Origin of the sequence: Rhodococcus sp. SBT000017 (genome assembly GCF_003688915.1) — a bacterium.
In the GTDB taxonomy this organism is placed as follows: Bacteria; Actinomycetota; Actinomycetes; order Mycobacteriales; family Mycobacteriaceae; genus Rhodococcoides.
In genome coordinates this window covers 225,267-244,617 of sequence record NZ_REFU01000001.1, presented here as the reverse complement: position 1 = coordinate 244,617, position 19,351 = coordinate 225,267, and the positions used below count along the sequence as shown (strand labels likewise).

Below are 19,351 nucleotides of genomic sequence, written 5' to 3'. Positions count from 1 at the left end.
CCTCGGGCCCCCGGGCGCGTCCATCCGACTTCGGGTGTGACGCGGCCACGCGAGGGCAATCCTTGTGTACTCACGTCGGGTTGGACGTCAGCTGTTCGGTCTCGCTCCGCACCCGAGCCGATGACCACTTCGTAGTTCTCGGTGGTCGACGACAGCGTGTGCAGTGCCTGGCTGGATGGTGGTGTACCGGCGATCCGAGCGCCTGATCATCAAGCAAGAACGCGAACGAGCCTGTCTCTCGTTCGAGCATCTGCGATGACGGGCAGCGGATAGACGACAAGTCATCCGATCGAATCCATCACACCGGTCTAGCGAACTTCCGTGAAGCCTGGGCTTCGGGTGGAGCGTGAAACCTGTACGTACTGGTGCAGTGGAGTCGATCTGTTGTCGAGTATCCCACACGCTGTGATGCGTACTCGCCACGCCGCACCGATCGGGTCCCGAGCGGTTGCGACGTGGCTACGCGAACGTTGCTTTTTCTGTCGAAGGCGGAACGGTCAGGCGAGGCCGGGGAACCAGAGTGCGATCTCGCGCTCGGCCGATTCCACGGAATCCGATCCGTGAACCAGGTTCTGCTGACCGTCGAGGGCGAGGTCACCGCGGATGGTGCCGGGAACCGCCTTGGCCACGGGGTCGGTGCCGCCTGCGATCTGGCGGAAGGCAGCGATGGCGCGGGGGCCTTCGAGAACTGCGGCCACTACCGGTCCGGACGTGATGAACTCGAGGAGTTCGGGGAAGAACGGCTTGCTCTCGTGCTCCGCGTAGTGAGCCGAGGCCAATTCGCGGGAGACGGTCTTGAGCTCGAGTGCGACGATGCTCAGACCCTTCTTCTCCACGCGGCCGAGGATCTCTCCTACGTAGCGCCGGGCAACTCCGTCGGGCTTGATCAGTACAAGGGTGCGGTCGGTCACGAAAGACGACAGTAGTGGAACACGGCGATGCGGCGCGCGCCGCATCGCCGAAACCGACGGGTTTGCGCTGTCAGTCACGCTGCCCGGGCAACATTCCTCGTCTGATCCGCTCGGTGATGTCACGGCGCAGGTACAGCAGATACAGCCAGACCGCAATGAAGATCAGGCCGACGATGCCGATGGACAGATGGAACACCGTTCCGAGCAGAACGAACACCTGCAGAATGAGATTGAACTTCATCGCCCAGGACTTACCCTGCTTGCCGGCGCCTGCGATCATCGCGACCGCGAGCAGAACGATGTAGATGCTGGAAAACCACGTTGCCCCACCGCCCACGACGGCGACCACGGGCAGCGAGAGCAGAACCACGATGGCTTCGAGCACCAACGTTCCTGCACAGACACCGCGGAACCCCTTCCACGGGTCGTTCAACGGTGGTCTGAACTCTGTCTCGCTCACGCGGGGTCCTTTCCGAACAGAGTGCGAGCTGCACCGACGGTCACCACGGATCCGGTCACCACGACTCCGGCACCGGACACGGCCTCCCCCGGCTCGGCGACTTCCTCGGCCAACCCGATCGCAGTCTCCAGGGCATCGGGCAGTGTCGACGCCACCACGACGCGTTCGTCACCGAACTTGGCCACCGCGATGTCGGCCAACGCGTCCACGTCCATCGCCCGCGCCGACCCGTTGTGGGTGACGACGATGTCGTCGAACACCGGTTCCAGTGCGTCGAGAATTGCTCCGACGTCCTTGTCCGCCATCACGCTGACGACGCCGACGAGTTTGCGGAAATCGAATTCGTCGGTGAGGGCGGCGGCGAGCGCTGCTGCCCCGTGCGGGTTGTGCGCGGCGTCGAGGAACACGGTCGGGGCGTTGCGCACCCGCTCGAGCCGACCCGGATTGACGATCGTTGCGAACGCGCCGCGCACGGTGTCCTGATCGAGTTGGCGATCCGGACCGGCACCGAAGAACGCCTCGACCGCCGCCAGCGCGAGCGAGGCATTGTGTGCCTGATGTTCGCCGTGCAACGGCAGGAAGACGTCGGTGTACACCCCGCCGAGTCCCTGCAGTTCCAGTTGCTGGCCGCCCACGGCGATCTGCCTGCCGAGCACGGTGAACTCCGATCCGGCCCGCGCCACCGCAGCGTCCGCCTGCACTGCTGCCCGCAGCAGGACCTCGGAGACCTCGGGTTGCTGCTTCGCCAGAATCGCGACGGTGTCGCGCGGGACGAGCGATTCCGGTGTCTTCTTGATGATTCCCGCCTTCTCCCCTGCGATCCCGGCGAGATCGTCACCGAGGAACTCGACGTGATCGAGGCCGATCGGGGTGATGACGGCAACCTCGCCGTCGACGACGTTGGTGGCGTCCCAACGCCCACCGAGTCCGACCTCGACGACTGCAACCTCGACCGGGGCCTCGGCGAAGGCAGCGAACGCCATGGCCGTGACCACCTCGAACTTGCTCATTCGGGGTCCGCCCGCAGCCTCGGACTGCGCGTCGATCATGTCCACGAACGGAGCGATCTCGTTGTAGGTGTCGACGTAGAGCCGCGGCGAGATGGGCCGTCCGTCGATGCTGATCCGCTCGGTCGCCATCTGCAGGTGCGGGCTGGTGGTGCGGCCCGTCCGCCGGTGAAATGCGGTGAGGAGCGCATCGATCATGCGGGTCACCGAGGTCTTGCCGTTGGTGCCGGCGACGTGAATCGACGGATACGCCTTCTGCGGCGACCCGAGCAGGTCCATCAGCGCCGAGATCCGGGCCGTCGACGGCTCGATCTTCGTTTCCGGCCAACGCTTGTCGAGCTCGGCCTCCACGAGGGCGAGCTCGGCGAGATCGACCGGGCTCGGCGGAGGTACTGGCAGGGCGGCGTCGGGTTCGGTCACTTAGGTTCCCATCGATTCGAGCCGCGCCGAGATGCGTGCGATCTCTTCGCCCGCGATCGTCTGGCGTGTTCTGATCTTGTCCACCACCGCATCCGGCGCCTTTGCGAGAAACGCCTCGTTGCCGAGCTTGCCGGTGGTCTGCGCGAGTTCCTTCTCCGCAGCGGCGAGATCCTTCACCAGTCGGGCCCGCTCGGCGACGAGGTCTACCGTGCCCGAGGTGTCGAGTTCGACGACCACGGTGGCCTTGCTCAGGCGCACCTCCACCGAGGCCGTGGCGGCGAAGTCCTCGCCGGGCTCGGTCAGTCGAGCAAGCGCGGTGACCGCCGAAATCTGCCCGTCCAGATCGGATTCGGAGACTCCGACGATGCGGGCCGCTACCTTCTGGGACGGCTTGAGTCCTTGATCGCTGCGGAACCGGCGAACTTCGGTGATGAGTCGCTGCATGTCCTCGATACGTTGTGCCGCAACAGGATCCAGCGACTCGGTGGTGGCAGCGGGCCACGCCGCGATCACCAGCGACTCGCCGCCGGTGAGCACCTTCCACAGCGCTTCGGTGACGAACGGAATCACCGGATGCAGCAGGCGCAGCAGAGCGTCGAGGACGTTACCGAGAACTCCGCGCGTGGTGGCGGCGATGGCGTCGTCGGCGAACTGCACCTTGGCGATCTCGAGGTACCAGTCGCAGACCTCGTCCCAGGCGAAGTGATAGAGCGCCTCGCAGGCCTTGCTGAACTCGTACCGATCGAACGCCGAATCGACCTCTGCCCGAACCTGTTCGAGCCGATCGAGGATCCATCGGTCGGCGTCGGTCAGCTCGCCGCGCCGAGGCAGCTCTGCCGGTGCCGCGCCGTTCATCAGAGCGAACTTGGTGGCGTTGAACAACTTGTTGGCGAAGTTGCGCGACGACTGGGCATGGTCTTCGCCGACGGACATGTCTGCACCGGGGTTCGCGCCGCGCGCGAGCGTGAAGCGCAGTGCGTCGGCACCGAAACGATCGACCCAATCGAGAGGATCGATTCCGTTGCCGCGCGACTTGGACATCTTCTTGCCGAACTGGTCCCGAATCAGGCCGTGCAGAAACACATCTCGGAACGGAACCTGCGGCCCCTGCTTGCCTGCGGTGATCGCGTCGTCCGCTCCCACGTAGGTGCCGAACATCATCATGCGGGCGACCCAGAAGAACAGGATGTCGTATCCGGTGACGAGAACACCGGTGGGATAGAACTTCTCGAGATCGGCTGTGGCGTCGGGCCACCCCATCGTCGAGAAGGGCCACAGCCCGGACGAGAACCAGGTGTCGAGGACGTCGGGATCCTGCTCCCAGCCCTCGGGCGGCGTCTCCCCCGGTCCGAGGCAGACGGTCTCGCCGTCGGGTCCGTACCAGATCGGAATCCGATGACCCCACCAGAGCTGACGCGAGATGCACCAGTCGTGCATGTTGTCGACCCAGGCGAACCATCGCGGTTCCTGGCTCTTGGGGTGAATGACGGTATCGCCGTTACGCACTGCGTCACCGGCCGCCTTCGCCAGGGTGTCGACCTTGACCCACCACTGCAGCGACAGGCGCGGCTCGATCGGCTCACCGCTGCGCTCGGAGTGGCCGACACTGTGCAGGTAGGGGCGCTTCTCGGCGACGACGCGGCCCTGCTCGGCCAGTGCTTCACGAACCTTCACGCGCGCCTCGAAACGGTCCATGCCGTCGAATTGCGTTCCGGTATCGGCGATCCGGCCCGCTTTGTCCATGATGGAGGGCATCGGCAACGAGTGCCGCACGCCCATCTCGAAGTCGTTGGGGTCGTGAGCCGGGGTGATCTTCACTGCGCCGGTGCCGAATTCGGGGTCGACGTAGTCGTCGGCGATGATCGGGATCTGCCGTCCGGTGAACGGGTGCTCGAGGGTGGTGCCGACGAGAGCCTTGTACCGCTCGTCGTCGGGGTGAACGGCAACCGCGGTGTCACCGAGCATCGTTTCGACTCGGGTGGTCGCAACGATGACGTGTGGCTCGGAATCGTCGAGCGAGCCGTATCGCAGCGACACGAGTTCGCCCTCGACGTCCTCGAACTTGACCTCGATGTCGGAGATGGCGGTCTGCAGTACCGGTGACCAGTTCACCAGTCGCTCGGCGCGGTAGATCAAACCGTCGTCGAACATTCGCTTGAACATTGTCTGCACGGCCTCGGACAGGCCGCCGTCCATGGTGAATCGCTCTCGGCTCCAGTCGACACCGTCGCCGATGCGTCGCATCTGCCCACCGATGGTTCCGCCCGATTCACGCTTCCAGTCCCAGACCTTGTCGATGAACAGCTCGCGGCCGAACTCTTCCTTGGTCTTTCCGTCGGCAGCGAGCTGCTTTTCCACGACGGTCTGGGTGGCGATACCCGCGTGGTCCATGCCCGGCAACCACAGCACCTCGTACCCGAGCATCCGCTTACGACGGCTCAGCGCATCCATCAACGTGTGGTCGAGAGCGTGGCCCATGTGCAGGCTGCCCGTGACGTTGGGCGGGGGCAGCACTATGGAGTAGGGCGGTTTGCCGCTGGTGGCGTCGGCTTCGAAGTACCCGGCGTCGACCCAGGACCGGTACAGCTCTGCCTCGACCGCACTGGGATCCCAGCTCTTGGGCAGGTCGATCGAATCGGCGGGGTTCTCTGAGTGCTCTGGCGCTGAACTGGTCACCGGTCGATTCTAGTGGCCGAGGATTCGGGGCATCGACACCCTCTCGCCCAGCACGTGCTGCGCCAGGAATGCCAGCACCACCTCGTACCAGACCTTGGCGTGCTGGGGACTCAGAATCCAGTGGTTCTCGGCCGGGAAGTAGAGGAAACGATGGTCGGTGTTGCCCTCGTCGTCGGCGGGCAGGCCGGATTCGCTGAGCAGTTCGTACCACAGCCGTAGGCCCTCGCCGATCGGCACTCGATAGTCCTTGTCGCCGTGGATGACCAGCATCGGCGTGGCGATGTCCGCGACGAACAGGTGTGGGGAGTTCTCCACCGCCATCTCCGGGGACATCTCGCGCGCCCAGTAGTACGGCGCATCGGTGGTCGGTCCGAATTGATCGAGCGCCCACAGGCTCGCGTGGGTGACGATCGCGTCGAACCGGTCGGTGTGCCCGGCGATCCAGTTGGCCATGTAGCCGCCGAAGGATCCGCCCATCGCCGCGGTGCGGGTGTCGTCGATGTCGGGTAGCGCAGCCGCGACGTCGGTCAACGCCATCAGGTCGGTGAACGGGGCTTTGCCCCACGCTCCCCACCCTCGCTGCACGAACTCCTGGCCGTATCCGGTGGACAGAGCCGGATCCGGCAGCAGCACCGCGTACCCGCGAGCGACCATCAGCCATGGATTCCACCGCCACGACCACGTGTTCCACGAGCTCAGCGGCCCGCCGTGCACCCACAGCAGCAGCGGTGCGGGTGCCGCGTCCGAAGCCCCCTCGGGCAGTGCCAGCCAACCGCGCACCCGGGCACCGTCGTCGACGACGGTGTCGATCTCGGTGAGAGTTCCGGGCAACGGACAGCGGTCGATGGAGGTGTCGAGGTCGACAACGGTGCCGTCGGACAGGTCGATCGACACCGGATGCGGGGCAGCCAGATAGGACGCGGCGAGTGCCAGCACCCTGGTTCCGTCCGAGGACACGTGAACATGGGTGTACGCGTCGTTCGTGTTCGTCAGCCGACGCGGCTCCGCGCCCTCGCGGAGCACGAAGATCGGGGACCGGCCGTCGTCGTCCGCGGTCACCAGCACCCCCGATCCGTCCGGCAGCCACACCGGATCGATCGGCCACCGATCCCAACCCGGCGCAACGTCGACGACGGAAGAAGTCCCGAAATCGTAGCGCTGCAGCGTCATTCGAGGCGCATCCTCGGGAGTGGTGAGCGATTCACGCACGAACACCACGGACGCGCCGTCGGGCGAGATCGCCGGCGCGCCCAGGTCGGCATCGACGTCGTCGCCGATCGTGGTGAGCTCCCCCGTCGCGGTGTCGATGCGCACCAGCACCGTCCGCACGGTAGCCAGAGCGCCGGGGACGGCCCAGGTGGACACGACGAACGAACCGTCGGCACTGATGTCGAACGCCGCCTCCTGCAGGCCTCCGGCCGCATCCGAGGTCAGATCACGCAACCCCGTCGTGCCGTCGGTCGATCCGGCGAACAGATGCGGTGTCGCAGGACCGAGATCGTGATCCCAGAAACGCACCGGAACCCCGGTGTGGAGAATTGCATCCACCTTGTTCGCCTTGCGCTCGGTGCGCAGAGCGTCGTCGTCCTCATCGGTGCTCGACGATCCGAACACCGGCGAGAACCCGACGAGCCCATGTCCGGAACGGGCGGTTCGGATCTCGCTCAGACCGGCGGACCGAGTCTCGAGCACTCGCGCCTCCCCGCCCGAGGCAGGCAGAATCCACAGCCGGGCCGGATCGTCCTTGCTCGATCGGCGGGAGAACAACAGATCGCCCGCCGGGGTGAACACCGGAGCGTTCTCACCCCACTCGCCGTGGGTGAGGCGGCGCGCCTGCGAACCACCGTCGACACCGATCTCCCACAACGAAGTTCGATACTCGGTCCGCGAATCATCCAGTGCCGCAATCACGATCACCGCCCGCGAGAAATCGTGCGATACCGCCAGGCCCGTGACCCTACGGACTCCGATGTTCTCGTCGACGTCGTCGTACATGCTCATCCAGCGAGCCTAGCCGCCCTCAATCCTCGCCGAGGTCCTCGCGCAGTTGAGCCAGAGTACGAGCCAGGATTCGCGAGACGTGCATCTGCGAAATCCCCACCTTCTCCGCGATCTGTGTCTGAGTCATCGACCCGAAGAATCTGAGCACGACGATGCGACGCTCCCGCTCGGGCAACTTCTCGAGTGCTGGGCGCACCGCGAGATAGCTCTCCATCTTCTCGAGTTCGGGATCGTCGGCACCGAGGGTGTCCATCAGCGGCAAACGATCCTCGCTGACCACCGAGTCGACCGAGACAGTCTGATACGCGCTGCGCGCAAGCAGCGCCTGCGAGGCTTCCTTGACGTCGATCCCGAGTTCGGCGGCGATCTCGCTGGCGGTCGGAGCTCGACCGAGCTTCTGCGACAACGATCCCACCGCCTGGGAGATCATCGAGTTCAGTTCCTTCATGCGCCGCGGTACCCGGACCGACCATCCCGCGTCGCGGAAGTAGCGGCGAGCCTCACCCATGATCGTGGGCACGGCGAACGACACGAAATCCGAGCCGCGTTCGATGTCGAATCTGTCGACTGCGTTCACCAAACCGAGACGTGAGACCTGCAGCAGGTCCTCGTGTGCTTCGCCGCGACCGCCGAAGCGGCGCGCGATGTGTTCTGCGAGAGGAAGGCAGCGGGTGATTATGCGATCGCGCAGCACTCGGCGCTGCGGTGAATTCTCGTCGAGCGCCTGCATCTGCTGGATCAGCGCGACAACGTCGCTGTAATCGTCGGACTCTCGCCGTGTGCTTCGTTCGTGCGGCACAGGCACTAGACCTTGCTCCTCCGCTTGACCACGTCGATCGCGACCGTGCGACCCGCCTCGCCCTCGACCGCGTCGTCGGCGCGCAGTTCGATGGTGTCGGTCAACGTCTGCAGCACGTGCCAGCCGAAGCTGTCCTTCTTCGGCACGGACGTCGGTGCAAGCGTGGAGGTGACGACGATCCGGATTCCGGAGTCGCTCACGGCGAACGTGCACGAGAGCTCTGCATCGGCCACCGAGCCCTTGATCAGCTGCGAACACACTTCGTCCACGACCAGCTTCACGTCGGCGATGTCGTCGAGCGTGAAGTCACTGAGCACTGCGAGCGTTTCGGCGACGGCACGAACCACCGGGAGCTGGTCGGCCTCTGCACGTACCCTCAGCTCGACCGGTGCACCGGAACCTCGCTCCAGTTCTTCGATCTTGCTGACCCCAGCCATCCGCACTTCCCATCGTCGCCGAGCAGTCGTTTTACCGTTCGCCGAGCCAGACTACCCAGCGCCCGGCGTTTCAATCCTGGCAGTCGAGCAACTGTCCCCTCCGATCGTTCGATTCGGACCGATGGCAGGTGAACGACAGCCCGGCCGGCATGACGCGGGCGCGGCGAACTGGCACGATCATCGATGTGGACTACTCGCAGGCACTTCGCTCTCTCGCCCGACGTCTCGGCACATCGACCTCGTACCGAGGCTGGGACGACACCGTTCGCGACGTGAGCGACGACACCCTGCGTCAGGTGCTCGCCGCGCGCGGCTACGCAACCGAATCGACCGAGGACGTCGACCGAGCTCTGGCCGACATCGAGAACGCGCCGTGGCGGCGCCTGCTTCCGCCGGTGGTGGTCGCCACCCAGGGCACCGATGCCGTGGTGTGGGTGCATGTGCCACACGGCAATCCGGTCGAGGTCTCGATGGTCTCCGAGGACGGCGAGACCATCGAGGTGACCCAGGCCGACGTCTGGGTCGATCCCCGTGTGGTCGACGGCCGCCTCATCGGTCGCGCCACGTTCGTCGTTCCCGGCAGTGCACCGCTCGGTTGGCACAGCCTGACCGCGACGACGATAAGCGAGGACAACACGGTCCGAACATCGGACACGGTCGTCGTGGTCACTCCGAAGTCGTTGTCACCCAACGCAGAACTGACAGACCGGCAACGGACGGGTCTGCTAACCCAGTTGTATTCGGTGCGATCGAGACGATCGTGGGGAATCGGTGATCTCGGTGATCTCGAGGACATGGCCGACATCGCCGGCCGCGAGCACGGGTTCGACTACCTCCTCGTCAATCCGCTGCACGCCGACCGACCCACCACACCGGTCGAGGCGTCGCCCTATCTGCCGACCACCCGCCGGTTCTTCAATTCCCTCTACATCCGAGTGGAGAACATTCGCGAAACCGCGCTGCTGTCGCCGGAACAGTTCGGCAAGGTCCAGAAAGCAGCGAAGCGGTTCGACAAGGCCAACAAGCGAACCGGAAAGCTGAATCGAGACTCGACCTTCACGGCGAAACTGCGTGCCCTGGAACGTGTTCACAAGGTGGAACGGAGCCCGGCCCGCGAGTCCGCATTCCGGGCGTTCGTCGAACGCGAGGGTTCCGGGCTGCGCGATTTCGCGGTGTGGAGCGCCCTGGCGGAGAAGTTCGGACCCGAGAGCTCGGCGTGGACCGACAGGGCAGCACACCCGCGCACCGACTTCGTGCTCGAGCAACGCACCAAACTCGCCGAGCGCATCGACTTCCACATGTGGCTGCAGTGGATCTGCGACGAGCAGTTGGCCGCCGCGCAACGTTCGGCACTCGATGCAGGGATGGACATCGGCATCATGCACGACCTCGCCGTCGGCGTGGCTCGCGGCGGAGCCGATGCCTGGGCGCTCGGTGACGTGTTGGCGTCGGGAGTCACGGTGGGCGCGCCGCCGGACAACTTCAACCAGCAGGGCCAGAACTGGAACCAACCCCCGTGGGATCCCGACCGACTCCGCGAACTGGCGTACGTCCCGTACCGCGACATGCTGCGCACGATCCTGCGTCATGCCGGCGGCATCCGCGTCGACCACATCCTGGGACTGTTCCGCCTGTGGTGGATTCCGCAGGAGGCCGAGAATGCCGGCGGCGGAACGTATGTCGAGTACGACCACGAGGCCCTGATCGGCATCCTGGCCCTCGAGGCCGAACGCGCAGGCGCAGTGGTGGTCGGTGAGGATCTCGGTGTCTTCGAGCCGATGGTGCAGGAGTACCTCACCGAACGCGGCATCTTCGGCACCTCGATCCTGTGGTTCGAAGCCGACGAATCCGGACCGATCCCGCCGGAGAACTACCGCAGCCTGTGTCTGACGTCGGTGACCACACACGATCTGCCGCCCACGGCCGGATACCTCGACGGCGAACACATCGACCTGCGCTCACGTCTCGGACTGCTCGAACGCGATATCGACTCCGAGAAGGAGGTCGACGCGCGCAAACGGGAGGCAGTTCTCGACATGGCGCGCGAGCGCGGATTGCTCGACGCCGACGCCGACAACCACGACACGGTGGAAGCTCTGCATCGCCTCGTCCAGCGCAGTCCGTCACTGCTGATCGGTGTCGCTCTCGTGGACGCCGTCGGAGAACATCGCATCCAGAACCAGCCCGGTACCGACGAAACCCAGTACGAGAACTGGAAGATCCCGTTGGCCGACGCGAAAGGCAAGCGAGTGCTCGTCGACGACCTCGTCGATCACCCACGCATGGTCTCGTTGGTGAGCGCAATGGCCGACCGAGTCGACAGCCCGGCGACGCCGGGGTCCACAATCGAAGAATGAGTCACCGAAGTCACCGCGAATCCAGCCGATACTGATGGGCCGCATCACCACCCGCAGGCCCGTCATCCGGCTCAGGGGTGGGCACCGCGTCGAACGCCCGGACACTCTCGTGGTGGAGGAGCCGCTCGAGTTGCGAGTCGACGGCGCGGCGCTCGCCGTCACCATGCGAACTCCCGGCCACGACGTCGAACTCGCTCACGGCTTCCTGCTGACCGAAGGCGTGATCGCCTCGGGAGCCGACATCGCAGCGGCTCGCTACTGCGACGGGGTCGACGACGAGGGCGCGAACACCTACAACGTCCTCGACGTCACCCTGGCCGAGGGTGTCGCTCCGCCGGAGACCGGCGTCGAACGAAACTTCTACACGACGTCCTCGTGTGGGGTGTGCGGCAAGGGATCGTTGGATGCAATTCGATTGCGCACCAAGCATTCCCCCGTGGCCGATTCGGTCGTCGTGACGTCCGATACTCTCTCCGGGCTACCCGACACGTTGCGGGCAGCGCAGAAGGTCTTCGATGCGACCGGCGGTCTGCATGCCGCCGCCCTCTTCACCGCAGACGGCGAGATGCTCGTTCTACGTGAGGACGTCGGACGCCACAACGCCGTTGACAAAGTGATCGGCTGGGCGGTGACCAACGATCGAATCCCCTTGCAGGGCACGGTGTTGATGGTCAGCGGCCGCGCCTCGTTCGAGTTGGCACAGAAGGCGGTGATGTCTGGAATACCGATTCTCGCAGCGGTCTCGGCACCCTCGTCACTGGCGGTCGATCTCGCGACCGAATCCGGCCTGACGGTCATCGGCTTCCTGCGCGGTCCGTCGATGAACATCTACTCTCACGCCGACCGCGTCGAAGTATCAGACGGCAGCGTCGACCAGTAGTTCGGCGGCGGTCGCAGTTCTGACCTCGTCCACGGACACACCGGGAGCAGTCTCGATCAGGCGCAGTCCGTGTTCGGTGACGTCGAGAACGGCCATGTCCGAGATGATTCGGTGCACGCAGCCTTTGCCGGTGAGCGGCAGAGAGCACCGTTCGAGGATCTTCGGCTCACCCTTGCGGGAGACGTGCTCCATCATCACGATGACGCGTCGCGCTCCGTGCACCAGATCCATCGCGCCACCCATCCCCTTGACCATGTGCCCGGGAATCATCCAGTTCGCCAGGTCACCGGTGGCGCTGACCTGCATCGCCCCCAGTACGGCGACGTCGACCTGTCCGCCACGGATCATTCCGAACGACTGCGCGGAATCGAAGTAGGACGCACCGGGAAGGACCGTGATGGTCTCCTTGCCCGCGTTGATGATCTCGGCGTCGAGTTCGTCTTCGGTGGGATAAGGTCCGACGCCGAGCACTCCGTTCTCCGAATGCAGGATCACCGAGACGTCCAGGGGAATGTAGTTGGGCACGAGAGTCGGCATGCCGATGCCGAGGTTGACGTACTGACCGTCGCCGAGTTCCTGCGCTACCCGGGCCGCCATCTGTTCGCGGGTCATCTTCTCGCTCATGCTCGTACCGTCCTCTGCTCGATGCCGACCTCGACCGGTCCGACGTGGACCACCCGCTGCACGTGGATACCCGGGGTGTGCACCTCGTCGGGTCCGATCTCGCCCGGCTCGACGAGGTGCTCGACCTGTGCGACGGTGATGCGCCCCGACGCGGCGGCCGGCGGGTTGAAGTTTCGCGCGCTGGCGTGGAACACCAGGTTGCCGTGGCGATCGCCCTTCCATGCGTGGACGAGCGCGTAGTCGGCGACGATTCCGCGTTCCATCACGTAGGTGACACCGTCGAATTCACGGGTCTCCTTGGGCGGACTGGCCAGTGCGATTCCGCCGCTGCCGTCGTAGCGCAGCGGCAATCCGCCGTCTGCGACCTGAGTTCCGACTCCTGCGGGGGTGAAGAACGCCGGTATGCCGGCACCGCCGGCCCGCAGTCGCTCGGCGAGGGTGCCCTGCGGGGTCAGTTCGACTTCGAGCTCGCCGGAGAGATATTGCCGCGCGAACTCCTTGTTCGAACCGACGTACGAGCTGATGGTCCGGCGAATGCGATGGTGCGCCAACAACACTCCCAAGCCGAAGCCATCCGTTCCGCAGTTGTTGCTGATGGTTTCCAGATCGGTCGCACCCTGCGCGAGCACCGCGTCAATGAGGATTTCCGGCACTCCGACCAATCCGAATCCGCCGACGGCGATCGACGATCCGTCGGGAATGTCCGCTACGGCTTCGGTGGCGCTGGCCACGACTTTGTCCAACATGAGATGCACGCTACCGCATTTTGTGCGGAATATGAACAGGTTGCCACAATGCGAACATCTCGCTATTCTGGCTGTTGCGTAGATCACCACGATCGTGAGGACACTTCGATGCTTCATCTCCCGCCCGAGTATCGGGATCAATCGGGGGTCCATGCCCCGCTCGACTTCCCCGAGTACCGGACCACCGCCCTTCGGCATCCCGCGCAGCCGCTGACCCTGCTCCCCCAGCGACTCACCGAGATCACCGGACCGGTGCTGGGCGAGGGACGCGTCACCGCCGCCGACGCGGACCTCACCCTGGCGAACGACGGTGAGGCACAGGGGCAGCGGATCATCGTGCACGGCCGCGTGCTCGACAGCGACGGCAAGGCGATTCCGAACACCCTCGTCGAGGTGTGGCAGGCCAATGCAGGCGGTCGATACCGTCACACCGCCGATCGGTGGCCTGCACCACTCGATCCGCACTTCAACGGCACCGGTCGCGTACTCACCGATGCCGAGGGCAGATATCGATTCACCACGATCAAGCCGGGCGCGTATCCGTGGGGCAACCACCACAACGCGTGGCGGCCCGCCCACATTCATTTCTCGTTGTTCGGCCAGGCGTTCACTCAGCGACTGGTGACCCAGATGTACTTCCCGGACGACCCCATGTTCTTCCAGGATCCGATCTTCAACGCCGCGCCCGAAGACTCGCGTGCCCGAATGATCAGCACGTTCGATTACGAAGCGACACAGGACAGCTGGGCCCTCGGATTTCGATTCGACATCGTACTGCGCGGCCGGGACGCCACACCCTTCGAGGAAGACGATCACGATGACTGAATCAGAGTTCGCCCCGCGCTACCCGGTGGTCACCGGTGCCGACTTCACCACCGCACCGTTCGGCCAGACGCCCTCCCAGACTGTGGGCCCCTACGTTCATATCGGACTGCTGTGGCCCGACGGTGAGAGCGTGGTTCCGCAGGGCACCGACGGCGAGATCACCGTGTCGTTCACACTGATCGACGGAGCCCGAAACCCCATATCCGACGCCATGATCGAGACCTGGCAGGCCGATGCCGACGGCCGGTTCGATCACCCCGACGATCCGCGCGGCGCGGCACCGTCACGCACCCCGGGCTTTCGCGGCTTCGGACGAGCGTTCGCCGACGAGACCGGAACGATGACGATCACGACGATCAAGCCTGGGCCGCTTCCCGCCGAGAACGATGCCGTCGAGGCACCGCACATCGACGTCGGAATCTTTGCCCGTGGAATGCTCGATCGAGCCGTGACGCGGGTCTACTTTCCCGACGAAGCCGAGGCCAATGCGGTCGATCCGGTGTTGTCCGCCATCCCGGAGCACAAGCGTGCCAGACTCGTTTCAGCACCGGTGCACGGTGGGTATCACCTCGACATCGTGCTGCAGAACACCGATCCGGACGGCGACGAGACTCCGTTCTTCGCGCTGTGACACACGAGTGGCGAAAGGGGACGATGGAATCCGAGCGAGGGGCACTGTTCGATCCGACGTTCGGTAGCGATGCCGTCGGGCCGCGTGTGGGCGACCGAGCCTGGGTGACAGCGATGTTCGCCGTCGAGGCGGCGCTGACTCGGGCCGCAGTCACGGTCGGTCTCGTGGAGGCCGCTCACGCCGAGGTCGTCACCACTGCTGCGACCGAACTCGGGGCGCACCTGGATATCGTGAGGCTCGGAGTGGATGCGGCGGCCGGGGGCAATCCGGTGATCCCGTTGGTGAAGGTCCTCCGGAACCAGGTGGCCGAGGCCGAGGTTCCTGCCACGGCAGTGCATCCCGGGGCCACCAGCCAGGACATCATGGACACCGCGCTGATGCTCGTCTGCCGCGATGCGCTCGGTGTCATCGAGGCCTCGCTCGACGCCGCGAGTGCGGCAGCTCGAGGTCTCGCCCTGACCCACCGGAACACCCCGATGGCGGCCCGCACTCTCGGACAGCAGGCATTGCCCACCACCTTCGGCCTGGTGGCTGCGAACTGGTTCTCGGGGTTGCGCCGCGCGCAGACCAGGGTCGCCGCCGTTCGACGGGCATGCACCGTCCAGTACGGCGGGGCTGCAGGCACTCTCGCTGCCGTGTATCCCCACGGACCGGCCATCGCCGCGGCGCTTGCCGTCGAACTGGGCTTGGCTCGACAGGACGCGCCCTGGCACACCGACCGCACCGCGATCGCCGATATCGCGTGCTCCTTGGGTATCGCGGCAGGCACGATCGGCAAGATCGCCCAGGACATCGTGTCGATGTCCGCCACCGAGTTGGGTGAGGTCTCGGAGGACGCGCCGGGTGGATCATCGGCGATGCCGCACAAGCGCAATCCGGTTGCCGCTGTCACGGCTCGCGCTGCGGCCCGGCGGGTCCCCGGTGCTGTGGCCACGGTGCTGTCGAACATGGACCACGAACATCAGCGCGCCGCGGGAGCGTGGCACGCCGAGTGGGAGACGATCACCGATCTGTTGCGCCTCACCGGTGGTGCCGCCCATCGACTCTCGCAGAGCCTGAGCGGGTTGCATGTTCATCCGGACGAGATGGCCCGCAATCTCGACAAGACGGGCGGAGCGCTGCTCGCCGAACGTGTCACCGCGGCATTGGCAGCGCACACCGAGCAGGCCCGCGAGATAGTCACTGCGCGATGCGCGGCGGGGGCACCGCTCGACAGCGACCCTGCCATCACGGTATTCCTCCCACCGTCGACGGTGCGCGAACTCCTCGACCCGGCCGCATATCTCGGCCACGCACCCGAGCTGGTCGACGCGATCCTCGCCGAGCATGCCCTCGACTCCGAACACACCACAGAATCGAAGGGTTCACGATGACCGTCGCACTTGCTCACGAACGCACCGAAGGGCCGTGCCCCGACGCGGAGACCGTCATGCTGATCGGTTCGCTCGGCTCCGATCGATCGATGTGGAACCCGCAGATCGGAACGCTCTCCGCCTCCGTTCACGTTCTCGCCGTCGACCTTCGCGGGCACGGACAGTCTCCGGTCCCACCCGGCCCCTATTCGGTGGCCGAACTCGCCGAAGATGTTCTGGCACTACTCGATTCACTCGATCTTCGGCGTATTCACATCGTCGGCCTCTCGCTCGGCGGCGCAGTCTCGCAGTGGATCGCCATCCATCGCCCGGAGCGAGTGCGGACTCTGACACTGCTGTGCACCTCGGCGAAGTTCGGTGAGCCGGCGCAATGGCTCGACCGGGCCGCAGCAGTCCGAGCGGCGGGAACGGCGTCGCTGGCCGACGCCGTACTCGCGCGCTGGTTCACCCCCGAACTGGCCGCTCGCGACGCCGATCTCGTCGACCGGCATCGCCGGATGATCGCCGACACCTCGGACGAGGGCTACGCCGCATGCTGTGAGGCACTGTCGGACTGGGATTCTCGTGCGGATCTGAACCGAATCACCGCTCCGACACTGGTGATCGCCGGCCGGCAGGATCCCTCGACCACCCCCGAGGACCTGAAGATCATCGCCGACGGCGTCATCGGATCGACGTTCCGGGTTCTCGACCCGGCCGCACATCTGGCCAACGTCGAGCAAGCCGGGCCCGTCACCGCGGCAATTGCCGCACACATCGGATCGGATGCGTATGCGGCCGGACGCGCAGCTGCCCACGATGCCGGAATGGCGGTGCGGCGCAGCGTCCTCGGCGATGCGCACGTCGACCGCAGCATTGCCGCACGAACCGACTTCACCGCACCGTTCCAGGATTTCATCACCCGCACCGCATGGGGTGACATCTGGAATCGCCCAGGACTCGATCACCACACCCGCCGGCTGCTGACGCTGGCGATCCTGACGGCCGTGGGCAATCAGCACGAGCTCGACATGCACATCCGGGCCGCCCTGCGAGCAGGCATGACGCCGGACAGCCTGGCGGAGGTGTTCCTGCACACCGCCGTGTACGCGGGAGTTCCGAACAGCAACAGTGCATTCGGTCTCGCGAACGCGGCCATCGCCGAGGCCTCGGCGCAGACCCGATCGGGTACCTCGTGAACTCCGCGGAATCACCGCCGCCGTCCTCGGACTACGTCCAGTCGCTGGGCCGCGGTCTCGCGGTGATCCGGGCCTTCGACGCCGAGCATCCGCGTCGAACACTCTCCGATGTCGCCCGAGCCACCGACCTCACCCGAGCCACGGCCCGGCGTTTCCTGCTCACCCTCGTCGAACTCGGCTACGTCCGTACCGACGGCTCGATGTTCTGGCTCACCCCACGAGTGCTCGAGCTGGGCTACAGCTACCTGTCGAGCCTGTCGCTCCCGGAAGTCTCGGGACCGCACCTCGAGGCTCTCGCCGAACGGGTGCGCGAGTCGTCCTCGGTCTCGATTCTCGACGGTGACGACGTGGTGTACGTCGCCCGTGTTCCGGTCAGCCGCATCATGACCGTCGGCATCAACATCGGCACCCGGTTCCCCGCGTTCGCCACATCGATGGGCCGCGTGCTGCTGGCCGGACTGCCTGCCGACGAACTCGCGGCCTACCTGGATCGGGTGCGCTTGACTCCTCTCACCGGTAAGACAATCACCACCCCCGATGCGCTCGGACGCGAACTCGACCGGGTCCGATCCGACGGCTTCTGCCTGGTGGATCAGGAACTCGAGGAGGGGTTGCGCTCGATCGCGGCTCCCATCCGCGACGGACACGGCGCAGTGGTAGCCGCGGCGAACGTCTCGACCCAGGCCGCGCGCCATTCCGCCGATGCGGTGCGCACCGAACTGCTACCGGCTCTGCTCGACGCCACCCGCGCCATCGAGATCGACCTGCTCCGGGTGAGCACCGGACCCAACGACAAGCGAGGAACCACCCATGCCTGATGCCGTGATCTGTGAACCACTTCGGACCCCGGTCGGTCGCTTCGGCGGCCAGTTCCGAGATATCTCCGCCCAGGCTCTGGCCGGTACGGTGATCGCGGAACTCGTGGCCCGCACGGGCATTTCCGGTGCCGACATCGACGATGTGATCCTCGGCCAGGCGTCCCCGAACGGCGATGCACCGGCCATCGGACGCATTGCGGCGCTCGATGCCGATCTGGGGATCGACGTCCCCGGGATGCAGGTCGACCGCCGCTGCGGCTCCGGTCTGCAGGCAGTACTGCAGGCGTGCATGCAGGTCCAGTCCGGCGGCAACGATCTGGTTCTGGCCGGCGGCGTGGAGAGCATGAGTCAGACCGAGTTCTACGCCACCGGCATGCGCTGGGGCGTCAAGGCCGAGGCCGTGGCTCTGTCCGACCGCCTCGCCCGGGCGCGAGTGACCGCGGGTGGCAAGAACTTTCCGGTGCCCGGCGGGATGATCGAAACCGCAGAGAACCTGCGCGCGGAGTTTTCCATCAGCCGCGCCGACCAGGACGCACTCGCAGTCCAGTCCCACCGACGTGCAGTCGCCGCGCAGAACAGCGGTGTCTTCGCCGAGGAGATCGTGGGAGTATCGGTCCCCCAACGTAAATCGGATCCGATGCTCGTCACTACCGACGAGCATCCGCGGGCCGATACCACCGTGGAGTCACTGGCGAAGCTGAAGGCGATCCGCGCGTCGCTGGACCCCGAGTCGACCGTCACCGCAGGAAACGCCAGCGGACAGAACGACGGTGCCGCGATCGCGATCGTCACCACCCCGGAAAAAGCTGCCGCGCTGGGCCTTCGGCCGCTGGCGCGCTTGGCCGGCTGGGGTGTGGCAGGCGTTGCCCCGCGCACGATGGGGATCGGGCCGGTTCCCGCGAGCGAGAAGGCACTCGGACGGCTGGGACTGAGTCTCGACGACATGGGGATCATCGAACTCAACGAAGCGTTCGCCGCTCAGGCGCTCGCCGTGACCCGGTCCTGGGGCATCGACCCCGACGATCCGCGGCTGAACCCACACGGTTCCGGCATCTCGCTCGGCCATCCCGTCGGTGCCACCGGAGCCCGCATTCTGGCAACGCTGTTGCGCGAGATGGACCGCCGAGAGGTCCGCTACGGACTCGAGACCATGTGCATCGGCGGCGGTCAGGGACTCGCTGCGGTGTTCGAGCGAATCGGCTGATCAC

General features: G+C 65.8%; 17 protein-coding genes. 8 read left to right on the top strand and 9 right to left on the bottom strand.

Annotation, left to right across the window (positions count from 1 at the left end; genetic code table 11):
• Positions 1 to 497: 497 nt before the first annotated feature.
• The 7 genes from ndk to AYK61_RS00915 all read right to left on the bottom strand — a co-directional run bounded on the left by ndk (position 498) and on the right by AYK61_RS00915 (position 8,711).
• A complete protein-coding gene (gene ndk, locus AYK61_RS00945) occupies positions 498 to 911 on the bottom strand; it encodes a nucleoside-diphosphate kinase (RefSeq protein WP_032394582.1) in 414 nt (137 codons plus the stop codon).
• Positions 912 to 981: 70 nt separating this feature from the next.
• A complete protein-coding gene (locus AYK61_RS00940) occupies positions 982 to 1,371 on the bottom strand; it encodes a DUF4233 domain-containing protein (protein ID WP_121869470.1) in 390 nt (129 codons plus the stop codon).
• Positions 1,368 to 2,798, bottom strand: a complete 1,431-nt coding sequence (locus tag AYK61_RS00935) for a folylpolyglutamate synthase/dihydrofolate synthase family protein (RefSeq protein WP_121869469.1) — start codon at positions 2,796 to 2,798, stop codon at positions 1,368 to 1,370. Before AYK61_RS00935 ends, AYK61_RS00940 begins: the two co-directional genes overlap by 4 nt.
• Positions 2,799 to 5,474, bottom strand: a complete 2,676-nt coding sequence (locus tag AYK61_RS00930; RefSeq protein WP_121869468.1) for a valine--tRNA ligase — start codon at positions 5,472 to 5,474, stop codon at positions 2,799 to 2,801.
• Positions 5,475 to 5,483: 9 nt separating this feature from the next.
• Positions 5,484 to 7,475 (bottom strand): alpha/beta fold hydrolase, encoded by a 1,992-nt coding sequence (locus AYK61_RS00925; RefSeq protein WP_121869467.1) that lies wholly within the window; start codon positions 7,473 to 7,475, stop codon positions 5,484 to 5,486.
• Positions 7,476 to 7,494: 19 nt separating this feature from the next.
• Positions 7,495 to 8,280, bottom strand: coding sequence for a SigB/SigF/SigG family RNA polymerase sigma factor (locus AYK61_RS00920; RefSeq protein ID WP_037193137.1), 786 nt, complete (start codon positions 8,278 to 8,280; stop codon positions 7,495 to 7,497).
• Complete coding sequence (locus AYK61_RS00915) at positions 8,280 to 8,711, bottom strand: ATP-binding protein (RefSeq protein ID WP_121869466.1); 432 nt, start codon at positions 8,709 to 8,711, stop codon at positions 8,280 to 8,282. Before AYK61_RS00915 ends, AYK61_RS00920 begins: the two co-directional genes overlap by 1 nt.
• Before the next feature lie 149 nt (positions 8,712 to 8,860).
• Here AYK61_RS00915 and malQ point away from each other — a divergent pair, with 149 nt between their 5' ends.
• Together malQ and fdhD are read left to right on the top strand one after the other, a co-directional pair.
• On the top strand, positions 8,861 to 11,068 hold the full coding sequence (gene malQ, locus AYK61_RS00910; protein WP_237669071.1) for a 4-alpha-glucanotransferase: 2,208 nt from the start codon (positions 8,861 to 8,863) through the stop codon (positions 11,066 to 11,068).
• A gap of 34 nt (positions 11,069 to 11,102) precedes the next feature.
• A complete protein-coding gene (gene fdhD / locus AYK61_RS00905) occupies positions 11,103 to 11,948 on the top strand; it encodes a formate dehydrogenase accessory sulfurtransferase FdhD (protein ID WP_121869465.1) in 846 nt (281 codons plus the stop codon).
• Here fdhD and AYK61_RS00900 read toward each other — a convergent pair.
• Positions 11,925 to 12,572 (bottom strand): CoA transferase subunit B, encoded by a 648-nt coding sequence (locus tag AYK61_RS00900; RefSeq protein WP_121869464.1) that lies wholly within the window; start codon positions 12,570 to 12,572, stop codon positions 11,925 to 11,927. The genes fdhD and AYK61_RS00900 overlap by 24 nt on opposite strands.
• Positions 12,569 to 13,318: a CoA transferase subunit A gene (locus tag AYK61_RS00895; RefSeq protein WP_183130118.1), complete on the bottom strand. Its 750-nt coding sequence runs from the start codon at positions 13,316 to 13,318 to the stop codon at positions 12,569 to 12,571. The genes AYK61_RS00900 and AYK61_RS00895 overlap by 4 nt, the downstream gene beginning before the upstream one ends.
• 108 nt (positions 13,319 to 13,426) lie before the next feature.
• On the opposite strand from AYK61_RS00895, the gene pcaH reads away from it, so the two are divergent.
• From pcaH to AYK61_RS00865, 6 genes are read left to right on the top strand one after another with little or no spacing between them, the layout of a single operon-like run.
• Positions 13,427 to 14,143, top strand: a complete 717-nt coding sequence (gene pcaH / locus AYK61_RS00890; RefSeq protein WP_121869463.1) for a protocatechuate 3,4-dioxygenase subunit beta — start codon at positions 13,427 to 13,429, stop codon at positions 14,141 to 14,143.
• The gene (gene pcaG, locus AYK61_RS00885; protein ID WP_121869462.1) at positions 14,136 to 14,774 is read left to right on the top strand and encodes a protocatechuate 3,4-dioxygenase subunit alpha; all 639 of its coding nucleotides are present in this window, start codon (positions 14,136 to 14,138) and stop codon (positions 14,772 to 14,774) included. Before pcaH ends, pcaG begins: the two co-directional genes overlap by 8 nt.
• A gap of 23 nt (positions 14,775 to 14,797) precedes the next feature.
• Positions 14,798 to 16,147 (top strand): 3-carboxy-cis,cis-muconate cycloisomerase, encoded by a 1,350-nt coding sequence (gene pcaB, locus AYK61_RS00880; protein WP_121872313.1) that lies wholly within the window; start codon positions 14,798 to 14,800, stop codon positions 16,145 to 16,147.
• Complete coding sequence (pcaD, locus tag AYK61_RS00875) at positions 16,144 to 17,325, top strand: 3-oxoadipate enol-lactonase (protein WP_121869461.1); 1,182 nt, start codon at positions 16,144 to 16,146, stop codon at positions 17,323 to 17,325. The genes pcaB and pcaD overlap by 4 nt, the downstream gene beginning before the upstream one ends.
• The gene (locus AYK61_RS00870) at positions 17,322 to 18,143 is read left to right on the top strand and encodes an IclR family transcriptional regulator (RefSeq protein ID WP_121869460.1); all 822 of its coding nucleotides are present in this window, start codon (positions 17,322 to 17,324) and stop codon (positions 18,141 to 18,143) included. The genes pcaD and AYK61_RS00870 overlap by 4 nt, the downstream gene beginning before the upstream one ends.
• A complete protein-coding gene (locus AYK61_RS00865; protein ID WP_121869459.1) occupies positions 18,136 to 19,347 on the top strand; it encodes an acetyl-CoA C-acetyltransferase in 1,212 nt (403 codons plus the stop codon). Before AYK61_RS00870 ends, AYK61_RS00865 begins: the two co-directional genes overlap by 8 nt.
• Positions 19,348 to 19,351 lie beyond the last annotated feature (4 nt).

Excerpts from the sequence above, each read along its gene's own strand:
- fdhD (WP_121869465.1), top strand. The coding sequence starts at position 11,103 with ATGGGCCGCATCACCACCCGCAGGCCCGTCATCCGGCTCAGGGGTGGG.
- AYK61_RS00900 (WP_121869464.1), bottom strand. The coding sequence starts at position 12,572 with ATGAGCGAGAAGATGACCCGCGAACAGATGGCGGCCCGGGTAGCGCAG.
- pcaG (WP_121869462.1), top strand. The coding sequence starts at position 14,136 with ATGACTGAATCAGAGTTCGCCCCGCGCTACCCGGTGGTCACCGGTGCC.
- AYK61_RS00865 (WP_121869459.1), top strand. The coding sequence starts at position 18,136 with ATGCCTGATGCCGTGATCTGTGAACCACTTCGGACCCCGGTCGGTCGC.
- malQ (WP_237669071.1), top strand. The coding sequence starts at position 8,861 with ATGACGCGGGCGCGGCGAACTGGCACGATCATCGATGTGGACTACTCG.
- AYK61_RS00915 (WP_121869466.1), bottom strand. The coding sequence starts at position 8,711 with ATGGCTGGGGTCAGCAAGATCGAAGAACTGGAGCGAGGTTCCGGTGCA.
- AYK61_RS00925 (WP_121869467.1), bottom strand. The coding sequence starts at position 7,475 with ATGAGCATGTACGACGACGTCGACGAGAACATCGGAGTCCGTAGGGTC.
- pcaB (WP_121872313.1), top strand. The coding sequence starts at position 14,798 with ATGGAATCCGAGCGAGGGGCACTGTTCGATCCGACGTTCGGTAGCGAT.
- pcaD (WP_121869461.1), top strand. The coding sequence starts at position 16,144 with ATGACCGTCGCACTTGCTCACGAACGCACCGAAGGGCCGTGCCCCGAC.
- AYK61_RS00895 (WP_183130118.1), bottom strand. The coding sequence starts at position 13,318 with ATGTTGGACAAAGTCGTGGCCAGCGCCACCGAAGCCGTAGCGGACATT.
- pcaH (WP_121869463.1), top strand. The coding sequence starts at position 13,427 with ATGCTTCATCTCCCGCCCGAGTATCGGGATCAATCGGGGGTCCATGCC.